Origin of the sequence: Kitasatospora sp. NPDC050463 (assembly GCF_040655255.1) — a bacterium.
GTDB lineage: Bacteria > Actinomycetota > Actinomycetes > Streptomycetales > Streptomycetaceae > Kitasatospora.
In genome coordinates this window covers 99,589-114,524 of record NZ_JBFAJO010000003.1, presented here as the reverse complement: position 1 = coordinate 114,524, position 14,936 = coordinate 99,589, and the positions used below count along the sequence as shown (strand labels likewise).

Here is a 14,936-nt window from a genome sequence, read left to right as displayed (position 1 = left end):
CCGGGTCCGTCCGGTCCGGTGCCCGGTCCGGTGCCCGTGCCGGGTCCGTCCGGTCCGGTGCCCGGTCCGGTGCCCGTGCCGGGTCCGTCCGGTCCGGTAGCGACAACGGGACGGGCGCGGGTGAAGCTCGAGGTGCTGGTGCCGGTCGCCAGGCAGGCCGCCGCGCGGGCCGGCCGGACCAACCGGGAGGTCGTGGCCGCCGGGCTCCGGGAGGAGGGCTACTCCATCAGCAACGAGCGGATGGGCAAGTTGCTGCGGATGATCGAGGACGCCGACGCCAAACCTCCGCCGACCTCCCCACCCGGCTCCGCGCGCCCATCGCACTCTGTCGCACAGCGATCCCACCCCACGCCTAACTCGCTTCCGAGGAAACGCCCATGACCAGCACCACTACGCCGAAGACCACCCCTGATGCCCTGATGAGTCTGCTCCTGCAGCAGCGACTCGTCCGCACCGCCACCGCCGCCAGCGACGGGAGCTGGCTCGTCCGCCGGACCGCTCACGGGCCCAAGGTGGTCCTGGAGAGCCCGATCGAGGTCATGGACTACGGGCTCGGGCTGCTGCTCGACGCCAAGATCGAGCTGGAGGACGCCGCCGCCTGATCTGGCCAAAATGCTTGCCCAGTACCGCAGTTCGGTGCCTGACCGCTTGGCCCCTACGGCGCAGCAAGCTATCGCGAAAGCCGGGCTTACGCCCGGTTTTCGCACTTGCCCTCGCCCCCAGGAGGGGCGAGGGAGACCGAGGACGAGTCGAGCGGGGGCGCTCGACTCGTCCTCGGTCTCCCGGCACCAGGGGGTGCCGGGAGGGAGAAGGAGGAGGAGACGATCGAGCTGCTGAACGATTCCACCGAGCCGACCGCTCGCCGCCCGCGCCGTCGCCACCGCGACCCCCAGAGCCGCACGTGCAAGCTGACCGTGCGTCTGAACACCGAAGAGAAAGCCGAGATCGACACCGCCGCCGCTGTCCGCGCCGTCACCGTCGGTCGCTTCCTCGCGACCAGCGCCATCAGCGCCGCCCGCGGAACACCCGCTGACCGCGACCCCCAAGACCGCCTCGACCGCGCCGTCGACGAGCTTGCCGCCTCCCGCGCGCAGCTCGCCCGCGTCGGCAACAACCTCAACCAGATGGTCTTCGGCCTCAACGCCGCCGGCTACGTCCAGCCTGCAGAGCTGGCCCCGACGCTCGGAGCCGTCCGCGCCGCGGTCGCCGCGGTCGACGACGCTGCCGCCCAGCTGGTCGCCGGTGGACCAATTGGTCCCTGATATCAGCCGCGGTAGCAAGACGTACGGCCTGTTGGCCTACCTCTACGGCCCCGGCAAGCACGACGAACACTTCGACCCGCACCTGGTGGCGAGCTGGGATGGTTTCGCGCCCGACCCCGGCCGCGACCCCGCAGCGAACCTGAAGCAGCTGGAGCAGGTCCTGGACCTGCGGGTCAACCAGCTCGGACCGAGGCGGCCGAAGAAGCACGTCTGGCACTGCCCCGTCAGCGCCGACCCCGACGACCGGCTGCTCACCGACGAGGAGTGGGCCGAGGTCGCCCGCCGCGTCGTCGCCGCCGCCGGCATCGCTGAACCCGGCGACCCGGACGGATGCCGCTGGATCGCGGTCCGCCACGACCCGCGCCACATCCACATCATGGCCACCGTCGTACGCGGCGACGGGCGCCAAGCCCGCCTCAACGGTGACGCCCAGCGCGCCCAGGACGAGTGCCGGCAGATCGAGAAGGACCTCGGCCTCAAGCAGCTCAATCCCGGCGACAAGACCGCCGCCAAGCGCCCGACCAGCGCGGAAACCCACAAAGCCGAACGGCTCGGGCGACCGGAACCCGTCCGCCTCCAGCTGCGGGACCAGGTGCGCCGCGCCGTCGCGGGCTGCGCGAGCGAAGCCGAGTTCTTCGACCGCCTCGCCGCCGCCGGCCTGCTGGTGCAGCGGCGCATCGGACCCTCCGGAGACACCCTTGGGTACTCGGTCGCCGACCCGGACGACCGCAACGGCAAGGGCGACCCGGTCTACTTCCCCGGCTCGAAGCTGGCCCCCGACCTCTCCCTCCCGCGCATCCGCAAGCGGCTGAGCGGCGGCGTCCGGGCCGCCGGGGTGAGCACCGCCGAGCCGGGCGACCCGGCCACCGGCACGGCCCGTGTGCCCGGCTCCAAGGCCGCCCGCGCCCGCCGGGACGCCGCAGCCGCGGTCGACGACGCCACGCGGACCATAGAGGAAGGGAGCGAAGAGGGCGCAGCGGGGCAGCTGGTCGGCGCGATCGAGATCATCGACGTGCTGGCCGTCCGCGCCCCGGCCGACACCAGGGCCCAACTCATCTCTGCAGCAAGGTCATTCGAGCGGGCATCACGATCCCACGTGCGCGCCGAGCGGGCCGACAACCGGGCAGTGCGAGCAGCTGCCCGCGAGATGCTCAGCAGCGGCTACACCGGGAACCGGGGCGAGGACGGCGGCGTGACCGCCATGCTGCTGTCGGCCCTGATCCTGCTGGCCATCGCCTCCGCCCGGTGGCACTCCGCGCGCTCGCACGCTCAGCAGGCCGCCGCCGCCAGCGCCGCGGCCGAGCAGCTGCGGGCGGCGTACGCCACGGTGGCCGCCCGCCCGATGGCGGCCATGGCCGCGCGGGGTCGCTCCCTGCCGTCACCGGTGCGCGAGCGCCAGGACGCGGTGATCCGGGCGAAGCTGCCCGAAGCCGTGGCTGGCGAGCACGGCGGGAGCGACTGGGACGCGCTTGCGGCCACCCTCGCCGAGGCGGAGGCGGCCGGCCACGACCCGGTCGCGCTCCTGGAGAAGGCCAGGAACCGCCGCGAACTCGACACCGCGGACTCCGTCACCGCCGTTATGGTCTGGCGGGTCCGCCGGATCGCGAAGCTGTCTGCCGCACCCTCGGCCAGCTCCGAGGGGCCCGGCGTCCGCGCCCGGACCGACGGGCCGGCGGCTCCGGCACCCGTCGAGGGGCGTCAGGCTCGCAACAGCCGGCGCTGAACCTCCTGGGGTTGCTCCTCGCGCAGACCTGCGTGGGGAGCGACCCCGGCGAAGCCGCAGCAGCGACTCCTCGCAGCTGCCCCAGCTGTCCGGGCCGTCCCCGTCGGGGAACGCGAAGTCGTCGAGCATTGGCTCGCCGCAGGAGCACTCGCCGTCGAGGCACTCCGGCCTCCGGGCGCAGCGACCAGAGGGTTCGGGGAGCGGGGGCATCGGCGGGAGCGGGGCCGGCCGCTGGATTCGGACCACGGCCGAGACCGCCTGGCCGTCCTTCCAGACCCCTGTCGCCAGCAGCTCGTAGTCGTCGGGTCCGACCATGTCGGAGTTGTCGATCGTCACTGCATACCTCCCGAGATTCGCTTACCGTCAGGTCAGCGCCAGAGCCGCGAGGGGGAATTGAGGTGCGGAGGGGGACATCTGCGGCCAGCACTCCTCCCGCAGAGTGTTCGGCTCGGTGACAATGAAGCAGTTCCTGCTACTCCGGGGGTGATGAACCCCTGCTTCTGGGCTCCGGCTGCCACGCCCCCAACAGATTGTTACCCCTGCCAGGGGAAATGAGGGCCCGTTCGGCAGCAAGCTCGGGATCCCGCTGACCTAGTTGTTACCCCTCCGAGGGGCGATGAGAGGGGCCGCGGGACTGAGCACTACTATCTGAAGGCCATGTTGCTACCCCTCCGAGGGGCGATAAGCCCGTTCGACGCGGGTGACCACGATTCCACTCGCTCCCGTTTCTGCCCCTCCGAGGGGCGGTGTGCCCACCGAGCACTCCGAACTGCTGTCCGTCACCCTCGAATTGTTACCCCTCCCAAAGCGACGATCCATTGACTCGGTGGAAGGGCGTGTCGGAGTCCTACGTGTTGCTACCCCCCCGAGGGGTGATGAGACCTGCGGCCGGTCTTCCGAGACGACGACGCCGATCATGTTGCTACCCCTCCGAGGAGCGATGAGACGCCGTCCGTGGTCGACGACCAGCCGTGGTGGCTGATGTTGCTACCCCCCGAGGGGCGATGAGACTTCGAAGCAGCCCTCCGCCTGCGAGCCCCCGGCTAGTTGCTACCCCTCTGAGGGTCGATGAGACGACCTACCTTCAGGACTGGGACGTGCTGATGCACTAGTTGCTACCCCTCCGAGGGGCAATGAGTCGCTGTGTTTGCAGGTCACCCGCACCTGGCTGACCAGATTGCAACCCCTCCATGGGGCGATGAGCCGTGACCGGCACGTCGCAGCAGGTGGCCCGGACGATCTTGCTACCCCTCCGAGGGGCGATGAGACCAGGGCGAGGTTCTGGTGGACCTCCATGTCCACCGCGTCGCTACCCCTCCGAGGGGCGATGAGACGCGAAGCTCCAACTGGTTTGCCTCGTCGGCTTCCGGTTGCTACCCCTCCGCGGGGCGATGATCCCACGTCGCCGCCGAGGAGCAGTGCGAGCTGTGGCTGTTGCTACCCCTCCGAGGGGCGATGAGACGGCTGGAGGGCGACCAGGGCGACGTGATGGTGCTGGAGTTGCTACCCCTCTGAGGAGCGATGGGACAGGTACGCCCCGTTCTGGATGCGGTCCTGGTAGAAGTTGCTACCCCTCAGAGGGGCGATGAGACACGACCTCCACCCGCCATGGTGGAGCGCGTCCTGCAGGTTGCTACCCCTCCGAGGGGCGATGAGATCCGGCGTGGCCCGCCCCTGGCTGGTGATCGTCCGGTTGCTACCCCTGCCAGGGGCGATGAGACCGGCAAAGGCCGCGCCGGGCGTGCGGGGCCGGTACGAGTTGCTACCCCTCCAAGGGGCGATGAGACCACCGGGGCCTCCGTCGCCAAACGCGAGATGTACACGTTGCTACCCCTCAGAGGAGCGATGAGACAAGCCGTTCCAAATGCTCTACCGGCTCTGGGACATGTTGCTACCCCTCCGAGGGGCGATGAGACCGCGTGCAGAGCGGCCAGGCCCGTCCACGGCGTCACGTTGCTACCCCTGCGAGGGGCGATGAGACCAGGAGGCGGGGCGGGGTCTGGCCGTTCGCCTTCTGTTGCTACCCCTCCGAGGGGCGATGAGACGACGCGGTGGCCGCCGCCGAGTCGCTGCCAGGTGTAGTTGCTACCCCTGCGAGGGGCGATGAGACGTGGATGCAGCGGGCCGGCCTGTGGCCGCCTACCAGTTGCTACCCCTCCGAGGGGCGATGAGACCGTCGTCACGGTCGTCTGGGTTGGCTGGGACTACCCGTTGCCACCCCTCCGAGGGGTGATGAGACGCGGTGGATGGTGCGCTCCTGCCCGAAGGCACTACCCCTCGGGGGGCGATGAGGCGCTACTCCCCGGACACGCCATCACCCGCCGGGCCGCGTTGCTATTCCTCCGAGGGGCGGTGAGACCGCCGCCGGGAAGGCCGGAGGACTCCACCTCACCCGGTTGTTACCCCTTCGAGGGGCGATGAGACCTGGGAGCGCGAGGCCAGCCTGCGACTGCGCGAGGGGTTGCTACCCCTCCGAGGGGCGATGATCCCACGTCGCCGCCGAGGAGCAGCGCGAGCTGTGGCTGTTGCTACCCCTCCGAGGGGCGATGAGACCTGGGAACTCGGATTCGTCCACGGGCTGTTGCAGACGTTGCTGCCCCTCCGAGGGGCGATGAGTCCAGAAGGCTGGCATGCTAACCCACCACGCATATCCGTTGTTACCCCTCCAACGGCCGATGAGACCTCGCGGAGCACTTCTTCGTCGGCGGCACCGACTAGTTGCTACCCCTCCGAGGGGCGATGAGCCCGGACTCATTCATGCGCTCGCACACGGCTGGATCGTGTTGCTACCCCTCCGAGGGGCGATGAGACCCACAGTGGCGCCACCAGCCGCCTCCACCAGATCGTGTTACTAACCCTCCGAGGGCGATGTAGACGGGATGGGTCTGACCGGGACGAACAACATCGTGGAGATCTTGTTGCTACCCCTGCGAGGGGAGATGAGACCGGGGCGCGGCGCTGAGCACTACCACCTGAAGGCCATATTGCTACCCCTCCAAGGGGCAATGAACCACGCCGGGGTCCGAGTCCTGTATCGAGGGCTCGTGATTACTACCCCTCCCAAGGGCGATAAGGACAGCAAGCCCACCATAACGAGGCGGCTCTGACTGCGGCGCGGCGGACACAGCCAGCGCGCAGTACACCTTGCTACCCCTATGAGGGGCAATGAGACAGTCTTCATCCCGGCGACGCTGACCGCCGACGGCCAATTGTTACCCCACCGAGAGGCAATGAGACGCAGGCCATCAGCGAGTTCCCGGATGGCGACCTCACGTTGTTACTCCTCCGAGGGTGATAAGACCGGCATGTGCCTGGTGCACCTGGGTACCCAGTTCGCGTTGTTACCCCTCTGAGGGGTGATGAGGCCCAAATGTAAAGCCACGGGTCAGTGGCCGGGGCGGACCGACTGGCGAGCCAGGTTCTGCAGCATACGTCCGTGATGCCGTCGACCACGTCATGGCGCTGCCGTACGCGGCTTGGCGATCTGGGCGGGCTCGTTTCAACGGTACGGCACCGAGTACCGACCGGGCGGCGGGTGACTGTGAGCAATCTTGTGACGGCTGTCAGTGGCGCCGTTTAGGGTCCTGGACTGTGCGGCTGGTGGTTCATCAGCTTGCTGGTTTGTCATGCCGTTTGAGCGTTGGAGTGCGGGATGAGGGTGCGGCTGGCCGTGGTGACGGCGGCGGCGGAGGTGCCGTGGGGCAGTGTGCTGGCCCCGGGCCGAGGGCTGGTCTACGACGTGCTGGGGCGGGTGGCTCCCGACCTTGGGCGCCGGCTCCACGAGAACGGCGCGGAGCCTCACGGGATGGCGCCGTTCGGGCACGGTGCGCCGGTCTTCTCGACCGCTCGTCGAAGGCCCGGGCGGTATGCGGCGGGTGGGCGCGGGGTGGTGGAGTTCGGCAGCCCCGTGCTGGAGATCGCCCAGGCGCTGGCCGCCGGGTTCGCGGAGCGCGAGTTGCTGGACTGGGGCGGGGTCGCCCTGCGCCTAACCGGCCTCGATGTGGTGGCACCGCCGGAGTTCGCGGACGGCCGGGCGGTGCTGCGGACGTCAACTCCGGTGGTGATGAAGGGCTCCGGCTACAGCCCGGACGGGGTACGCGGTCCGCGGCAGGCGTGGGTGCTGCCGACGGAGCTGGAGTGGGCGGGCTACTTCCAGGGGAACCTGCGGCGCAAGGCCGAGACCCTGGGCCTGGACACCGCGGTCAGCCTGGAGTCGGTGTCCTGGATCGGGCCGAAGAGGTCGTTCGCGGTTGGGCAGGGGGCCAAGCCGGGGGCTGCTGTCGAGGTAGAACTGGCGGGAGCGCCGGAGACGTTGCGGGCTTTGTGGAGTTGGGGCTTGGGGCAGGCGAACTCGGCCGGGTTCGGCTGGGTGGCAGCATGACGGCGCCAGCTGACGGTGACCTGGGGCAGGGCCAACTGGTGCTGACCGCGCACCCCTTGCAGAGGGTGGGGGCGTTCGCGCTCGCGGCCCTGGCCGGCGATGGCTCTCCGGAGGAGGCCACCGCGGCCGAGTTCAACGCGGCGCTGAGGCCGATGGCCCGGGACGCGCTGCGTGCCGCTCTTGGACGCGACAGCAAAGCGCCGGACGGGTTCTGGCTGAAGGTCAGCTACTCCTTCTTCCCCAACACCGCGATGAACCACCCCAGCAACGGCAAGCGCACCGATGCCGAGATCACGGAGCGGGTGGAGCAGTGGCGGACTCTGCCCGCACCGTCCGGTTGGCCGCCCACAGTCTGCGTTCTGTGCTCACGGCAGGCCGTCGGGTACTACGGGAAGAGCGACGTGCCTCTCGCCGAGAGCCCGTCGTACCGCAACACCACCCCGCGAGGCCACGACGGGATGGCCTTGTGCTGGCCGTGCCTGAACAGCTTCTACGCGCTGCCCTACGGGGTGCGCCTCACGGGCGGGCCGTCCATCGCCCTGCACAGCTGGGACGACGACTTCCTTCAGCACGCCGTGGCCGAGCAGGTCGACCACAACCGGATGCTCGCCGCCACCGGCGACGCCAGCAAGCGGCAGACGGGCGCGCAGGAGGTCGTCGCGCTGACCGCGCTGCGCACCCACCGCCGGCCGATGGGCGCCGCCGTCGAGCTGCTGGTATTCAACAACAACAACCGCGGCCAGGAGCTGGAGATCCACTCTCTGGAGCAGCCGCTGGCCGAGTGGCTGCGCCGCACCCAGCGGCTGGCTGACCGGCGGACCGGGTTCGCGGAGCTGGTGCGCGCCCACGCCAGTTCGTCGACTCCCGGGCTCGTGGCCTTGGCCCGCAACGTCTTCCGCGCGCCCAGCCGGATCGTGTCCGCCGGCCACAGCCGACTGCTCGGCGGCCTGACCCGAACCGGGCGTGACCGGTCCCGGGCCGAATCCCTGGCTGTGCTGCTCAACTCCTTCGCTACCGAGGTAATGCTGATGACCGAGAAAGACCTGGCCGAGATCGCCAGGACCGCCCGCAACGTGGCCGTGCTGCTGAACACCGCGACCACCGGCGGCCAACTGCGGAGCTTCCGCACTCTGCTGCGCGACCCGTCGAAGCTGCGCGCGTGGCTGACCTCCCAAGGCGTGCAGTGGACCGTCAAGCCGCCCACGGGAGCAGCCGGACCTTTGGTGACCGAGCGGGGCTTCGAGCTGCTGTTCAGCCCGGTCTCGCAGAACCCGGCCTGGTTTCACCGGGACATGCTCCTGGTCGGTGTGCTGCAGGAACTGAACTCGCTCGGCTGGAAGCCCGAGCAGCCGGAGGAGGAGGGCGAGGAGGATCTCGATCCCCGCGACCTCGAAGCCCTGACGTTCGACGTGGAGGATGAGCAGCAGTGACGTATCTGGTCGGCAAGATCGTTCTGGATGTGGTGGCGGGAGCCCCGAACAACGGACTGGCGGAGGACAACAACGGCAAGGTCAAGCAGTTGCGGGTGGGCCGCGACGTCCACCCGTACGTGTCGGCGCAAGCGTTCCGCCGCTGGCTGCGCGACAGCCTGCCCGTGCAGGAGTCCCGTTCGCCGGTGACCCGCAGCGGTTCCGGCGCGAAGCAGCAGGCGTACACCGCGGGCCGCCCCGATCTGCACCTGGACGACGACCTGTTCGGGTACATGGTGGCGGTGAAGAAGGAGAGCTACGGTCGCGAGACGGTGCTGGCGACCGGCACGTTCGTCTCCGTCGTCCCCCAGCGCCCGACCAGCGACTTCGGCACCATGAGCCGGGACTTCCCCGCTGGCGAGCACCCGGTGATCCACTCCCACGAGCTCTACAGTGCCGTCCTGGCCGGGGACGTGCTCCTGGACCTCCCCCGGGTCGGTGTCTTCGAGACGGACGGCACCGGCCTGCGCACCGCGCTGAGCTCGGCCTCCGCCGAGGAGGCCGTCAAGGCGGGTGCCGAGAAGACGACGCTGCGCGGCACCGGCGCGGTCAAGCTGCCGCTGGCGGAGCGCCGACGGCGGGTGGACACCGTGCTGCGCACGCTCGCCGCCGTGCGCGGCGGCGCGAAGCAGGCCCTCCACTACGGTGACCGCGCCCCGGCGCTGGTGCTGCTCGCCTCGGTCAAGGGCGGGGTGAACCCGTTCACCCGGATCGTCGGCGCCGACGACGGCCGGCCCGTCTTCCAGGCCGATGTGCTGCGCGAGGAGATCGAGGCGTGGAGCGACGAGCTGGACGGCCCGGTGCTGGTCGGCTGGTCGCCCGGGTTCCTCGGTGACCAGCGTGAGCGGGCGGTCAAGGACCTCGCCGACCTCGTCGACAGCGGCGCGGTGGTCTTCGGGCACCCCCGGGTGATCCTGAACAGCCTGGCCGACCGGATCGGTGCGGGCGAGCACGACGCCTGGTTCGAGGACCCCGCGGCATGACGGCCGCCTCGGTCACGGCGCTGCGGGTGACGCTGACCGCGCCGGTGGTCTCCTTCCGCAACCACCTGTACGCCGGTGTGCAGGTCACTCATCCCTGCCCGCCCCCGTCCACCGTCGCGGGCATGCTCGCGGCGGCGGCCGGCGGCTGGGACGGGGTCGACATCGGCCTGCGGTTCGCCATGGCCTTTCACGCCGCCGGCAGCGGCGTCGACCTGGAGACCTACCACCCGCTGGACGCGACGGGGAAGGCCACGACCCCGGTGCCGCGTACCCGCGAGTTCCTCGCCGACGCCACCGTGCACGTCTGGCTGCTGGACGACACCGAGGCGTGGCGCAGCCGGCTCCGGCGACCGGTGTGGCCGCTGCGGCTCGGCCGGAGCCAAGACCTTGTCGGTATTCGCCTCGACCACACCGTCCTCACCTCGGTCGAGGGCGAGCAGCGCGGCGCCGTTGTCTCCACCTTCCCGAAGGCCCAGGGCACGCTGTTGCGGCTGCCGACGTCGGTGGCCCCGGGGCGGGAGCGGACCGTCTGGGGCGACTACCGGCACGACGCCACCGCCCGCAGCAGCACCCTGGTGCCCGGAAGCTGGTCGGACGCCGACGGGCAGGCCGTCCTGTTGCTGCCGCCGGTCCACCCCGGCGCCCACTTCACCACCGCCGCCAACCCGGCCTGACCCGGCAACTGAAGGAGACAACCTTGGGCACGAGCGCCGATCCCTTGCGGACGCTGCTGGCCAAGAGCGCCCGCGGCGCCGTGCCCCCCGAAGAGCTGACAGTGCACCTGGAGGCCACCTTGGTGGCCGGGATCGAGCTCGCCCGGCGGGTCGGCCGGATCGAGGCCGCCGAGCGCGTGCTGGACGGCCGGTTCTGGCCGGCCGCCCAGCTGAGCGGGCTCTACCACGACGGCGGCAAACTCCCCGACGGCTGCCAGCAGATGCTCCTCGGCCAGGTTCGCTCCTGGGGCGAACGCCACGAGGTCGTCTCCCTGGGCTTCCTGCCGGCCCTGGTCCCGGACGAGCAGCTGCTTGGGTGGGTGGCGGCAGGTGTCGCCACCCACCACCGCGCCCTGACCGGCAGCAACGGCCGCGATCTGCGCTTCCTCTACGACGGCCTGACAGCGGACGAACTCGCGAAGCGGATCGGCCCGATCGACGAGAACGCGGTGACGGCGCTGCTCGGCTGGCTGCACACCACCGCGGCTACCGCCCTGCTCCCCACCACCCACAAGACCGGCACGCTGAGCAGCATCAGCCTCACCGGCACGGCGCACGGCATCCTCACCGAGCTGCTGAACCGCTGGGACCGGAGGGTGGCCGCCAACGTCGGCCTGGCCGCCGTCCTGCTCCAAGGAGCGGTGACGGTCGCCGACCACCTCTCCTCCGCCCATGGCAGTCTCCACACCTCCCAGCCGTTCGACCACCGCTTCCGGCCGGCCCTCGAAGAGCAGATGGCCACCAAGGGCCGGGTGCTGCGCGAGCACCAGCTCCGCGCGGCCGAGACCAGCGGTCACCTGCTCCTGCGCGCGCCCACCGGGAGCGGCAAGACCGAGGCCGTGCTGCTGTGGGCGGCCCGCCAGGTCACCGAGCTCGCCCAGCACACGGGCGGCGTGCCCAGGGTCTTCTTCACCCTGCCCTACCTCGCCTCCATCAACGCGATGGCCGACCGCTTCGCCGACCTCCTCGGCGATCCGGAGCTCGTTGGCGTCGCCCACTCCCGCGCCGCCTCCTACCACCTGGCCGCCGCCATCCGCTCCAACGACAACCCCGACGAGGACGAACAGGCCGGGCCCTGCCAGCAGAGCGAAGCGTCGAAGGCCCTGGCCCGGGCAGCGTTCACCCGCTTGTTCCGCGAGAGCGTCCGGGTGGGCACCCCCTACCAGCTGTTCCGCGCCGCCTTGGCGGGCCCGGCCCACGCCGGCCTGCTCGTGGACGCCGCGAACTCGGTGTTCATCCTGGACGAGCTGCACGCCTACGACTCCCGCCGCCTCGGCTACATCCTCGCCACGGCCCGACTGTGGGAGCGTCTGGGCGGACGGATCGCGGTCGTCTCCGCCACGCTGCCCGACGTTCTCGCCGACCTCTTCGAGGACACGCTCGACCAGGCGCCCACGCTGGTGGACACCCCCGATCTCGGCCTGCCCGCCCGCCACCGCCTGCAGGTCCGCCAGCACCACCTCACGGACCCGGCCACCACCAACGAGATCCGCACTCGCCTCGACCGGGGCCAGAGCGTGCTGGTCGTCGCCAACAACGTCGCCCACGCTCTGGCCCTGTTCACCGAACTCGCCCCGCACTGCCGGGCCCTCCACGGCGACGACAGCGCCTTCCTCCTGCACTCCCGCTTCACCCGCCAGGACCGCAACCGCATCGAGCAGAACATCCGCGACCGGTTCGCCAGCGCAGCAGCCGACCGCCTCCCCGGGCTACTGGTCGCCACCCAGGTCGTCGAGGTCAGCCTCGACCTCGACCTCGACGTCCTCTTCGCCGCCGCCGCGCCGTTGGAAGCCCTCCTCCAGCGGTTCGGCCGCGTCAACCGCCTCGGCGCCCGCGAGCCGGCCGACGTCATCGTCCACGCCCCCGCATGGACCCGCCGACGCAACCAGCCAGGTGAGTACGCCGACGGCATCTACCCCCGCGATCCGGTCGAGGCCGGCTGGCAGCGCTTGCTCGAACACCAGAACCGCATCATCAGCGAGGTTGACGCGACCGGCTGGCTCAACACCATCTACAGCACCGGTTGGGGCAAGCACTGGCACGGCGAAGTCGCCACTCACCGCGACGCCTTCGACAGCGCCTTCCTCACCTTCCGCCGTCCCTTCGCCGACCGCACCGACCTCGCCCAGACCTTCGACGAACTCTTCGACGGCACCGAAGCCATCCTCGAGCAGCACCGCGCCGCCTACACCCAAGCCCTCACCCAGGGCACTGCCGCCGAAGGACGCCTCGTCGCCGACCAGTACCTCATCCCCATGCCCGCCTGGGCCGCCCAACTCAGCCGCTATGAGAAAGCCCTCAACGTCCGCGTCCTTGACGCCGACTACGACCCCGACCTCGGCCTCCTCGCCATCCGCGGCCCCCACCGACACGCCTACCAGACCAGCCAGGTCGTGTGACGGCCGCCAGCGCATCAACAGCGCACGGTAGGTACGCTCATCGCCCCGTTCAGGGGTAGCAACCCCTTGAAGCCGAGCACCAGGGCGAAGGCTCAGCGGGTCTCATCGCGCCCGGCGGAGTAGCAACTAGCGCAGACCAGCGGTAGCAGTACCACCGTGTCTGTTCTCATCGCCCCTGAGAGGGGTATCAACTACCACTCCCAAGAGTCGAAGCCGAAGGTTCTGCCGCCCTGATCTGCCTTTGAAGGGGCGGCAACTCCAAGGAGCACAGGTCGAGGGCGGCGATGCCAATCCCCGTGCTACTGGACTTGATTGAGTGGTGCCGGAGCCGTTGGCCTGAGAGCACTCTGTCACTCGCTGGACTTCGTACTGCGCCAGCTCGCCGCCACCGCGCGCACCAAGGCAAACTGCGCGGGCCCGTCCGGTGACAGGGCCGCGCGCTGCGCGGTGGGGCAATGGCCGAGAGCTCACCGGATAGGGCCCGTGGCGCCCCTGGCGCTTTGATCAATCCGCATGGATCACCCAAGCGCGGCTTTTACCACATGATCGGCGCGATGCGTCGGGCTGCATGGCGCGGAGTCTTGGGGTCCGCCCGCCGACGAACGCGACCGACGCTTCGTCGGCGGGCGGACCACCGACCCGTCGACGCCAGCAGGAGCAGCATGTCCGTCTTCCCGTTCACGGAGTCCGGCGACCCCGCCGAGCGTGCCCTGCGACGGACACCGCAGAGCGACCGGGACTGGCTGCTGCGCTGCTATGTGCTGCGCGGCACCGACGCCCTCGCGGGCTCGGTGATCACCTACGCCGTGCCGCTGCTGGTCCTCACCCTCACCCACTCGGTGATGTGGACCGGCGCCGCGTTCCTACTGGAGTGGATGCCCCGGCTTGCCGCGATCGTGCTCGGCGGGCCGCTGGTCGACCGGCACAGTCCGCAGACCGCCGTCCTGGTGACCAGCCTGGCGCGTGGCGGGGCCGCCCTGCTGACCCTGGTGGGGATGAGCCTGGGGCTCGGCGTGCCGATCGTGCTCGGCTTCGGCGTGGTCGCGGGGATGCTCGCCGAAGGCTCGTTCCTGGCGGTCGAGTCGCTCGGGTCGGAGGCGAGCCGGCGAGCCGGTGCCCAGGCTCACCGGGTGCAGTCGCGGTTCACCGCGATCGACCAGAGTGCGGCGCTGCTGGGCCCGCTGATCGGCGGCGCCCTGCTGCTCGCCGGTCCGGCCCTCCTGCTGGCCACCGTGGCGATCCTGTCCGCCGTCACCATCACCATGGCGCTGGTCATGCACACCCCGCGAGTGCGGCTGCGCCTGGTCGCCGAGCACCCCCGCGAGCGCGCCCGCGACGCCCTGGCCGGCGGCCTGAAGGGAGTGCTCGGCACCCCGGCCCTCGCTTGGCTGGTCGCCACGCTGGCCGCCGCGAACCTGCTGTCCGGACTCCTGCAGGTCTCCACTCCGATCACCGTCACCCAGGACCTTCACCACAGCACCGCCGCCACCGGCCTGGTGTGGAGCGTCGCGGCGGGCGCCAGCCTGCTGGCCGTCCTCGCCGCGAAGCCGGCCATCGACCGGCACGGCCTGTTCCCCGTAATCCTCGCCTCCTCCGTCATCACCTGCGCAGCCGCCGCCGGTGCCGCCCTGGCCCCGACCCTGGTCACCTACACCGCGGCCGTCGCCACCCTGATGGCCGCCGAGGGCGCCGCGACGGTCGCCCTGCGCACCGCCCGCGCCCGCCTGATCCCCGCCCGGCGCTTCGGCGCGACGTTGTCGGTCTGCGTCCTGCTCGTCCTGGCCCCCCTGCCGCTGGCCGGTCTGCTGGTCGTAGTCGTCCCCGCCGACGGCGTGAGGGCCCTGCTGTTCGCCGGAGCCGTCGCCGTCACGGGCGCCACCGCCTTCTGCTTGACCGGCCTCCACCGGCACCGGCACACCTACGAGCAGCCGGCCGCCGAGCCCGCCGACCAGGACCAGCCCGCGATCCAGGCCGAAGCTGCCTGAGCCTGCCCCCAACCCCTTGGA

At 70.7% G+C, this 14,936-nt stretch carries 9 protein-coding genes; all 9 read left to right on the top strand.

Translation table 11 applies throughout. From position 1 onward, the window contains the following. The first annotated feature begins 377 nt into the window (after positions 1-377). The 9 genes from AB0J08_RS03320 (at position 378) to AB0J08_RS03280 (ending at position 14,915) form a co-directional block, all read left to right on the top strand. Positions 378-602, top strand: a complete 225-nt coding sequence (locus AB0J08_RS03320) for a hypothetical protein (protein ID WP_360626074.1) — start codon at positions 378-380, stop codon at positions 600-602. Positions 603-914: 312 nt separating this feature from the next. Then, positions 915-1,262: a plasmid mobilization relaxosome protein MobC gene (mobC, locus tag AB0J08_RS03315; RefSeq protein WP_360626071.1), complete on the top strand. Its 348-nt coding sequence runs from the start codon at positions 915-917 to the stop codon at positions 1,260-1,262. After that, positions 1,243-2,985: a mobilization protein gene (locus AB0J08_RS03310; protein WP_360626068.1), complete on the top strand. Its 1,743-nt coding sequence runs from the start codon at positions 1,243-1,245 to the stop codon at positions 2,983-2,985. The genes mobC and AB0J08_RS03310 overlap by 20 nt, the downstream gene beginning before the upstream one ends. Before the next feature lie 3,652 nt (positions 2,986-6,637). Further along, on the top strand, positions 6,638-7,366 hold the full coding sequence (locus AB0J08_RS03305) for a CRISPR-associated endoribonuclease Cas6 (RefSeq protein ID WP_360626065.1): 729 nt from the start codon (positions 6,638-6,640) through the stop codon (positions 7,364-7,366). Next, entirely contained in the window at positions 7,363-8,796 is a 1,434-nt protein-coding gene (locus AB0J08_RS03300; RefSeq protein WP_360626062.1) for a hypothetical protein, read from the top strand. The genes AB0J08_RS03305 and AB0J08_RS03300 overlap by 4 nt, the downstream gene beginning before the upstream one ends. Further along, positions 8,793-9,818, top strand: coding sequence for a type I-B CRISPR-associated protein Cas7/Cst2/DevR (gene cas7i / locus AB0J08_RS03295; RefSeq protein WP_360626059.1), 1,026 nt, complete (start codon positions 8,793-8,795; stop codon positions 9,816-9,818). The genes AB0J08_RS03300 and cas7i overlap by 4 nt, the downstream gene beginning before the upstream one ends. Continuing rightward, positions 9,815-10,492 (top strand): CRISPR-associated protein Cas5, encoded by a 678-nt coding sequence (gene cas5, locus AB0J08_RS03290; RefSeq protein WP_360626057.1) that lies wholly within the window; start codon positions 9,815-9,817, stop codon positions 10,490-10,492. Before cas7i ends, cas5 begins: the two co-directional genes overlap by 4 nt. A gap of 23 nt (positions 10,493-10,515) precedes the next feature. Beyond that, positions 10,516-12,930: a CRISPR-associated helicase Cas3' gene (gene cas3 / locus AB0J08_RS03285; RefSeq protein WP_360626054.1), complete on the top strand. Its 2,415-nt coding sequence runs from the start codon at positions 10,516-10,518 to the stop codon at positions 12,928-12,930. 662 nt (positions 12,931-13,592) lie between these two features. Continuing rightward, a complete protein-coding gene (locus tag AB0J08_RS03280; protein ID WP_360626051.1) occupies positions 13,593-14,915 on the top strand; it encodes an MFS transporter in 1,323 nt (440 codons plus the stop codon). Positions 14,916-14,936: the final 21 nt, after the last annotated feature.

Coding starts and splice junctions, on each gene's coding strand:
- cas5 (WP_360626057.1), top strand. CDS start 9,815: ATGACGGCCGCCTCGGTCACGGCGCTGCGGGTGACGCTGACCGCGCCG.
- AB0J08_RS03320 (WP_360626074.1), top strand. CDS start 378: ATGACCAGCACCACTACGCCGAAGACCACCCCTGATGCCCTGATGAGT.
- AB0J08_RS03300 (WP_360626062.1), top strand. CDS start 7,363: ATGACGGCGCCAGCTGACGGTGACCTGGGGCAGGGCCAACTGGTGCTG.
- AB0J08_RS03280 (WP_360626051.1), top strand. CDS start 13,593: ATGTCCGTCTTCCCGTTCACGGAGTCCGGCGACCCCGCCGAGCGTGCC.
- AB0J08_RS03305 (WP_360626065.1), top strand. CDS start 6,638: ATGAGGGTGCGGCTGGCCGTGGTGACGGCGGCGGCGGAGGTGCCGTGG.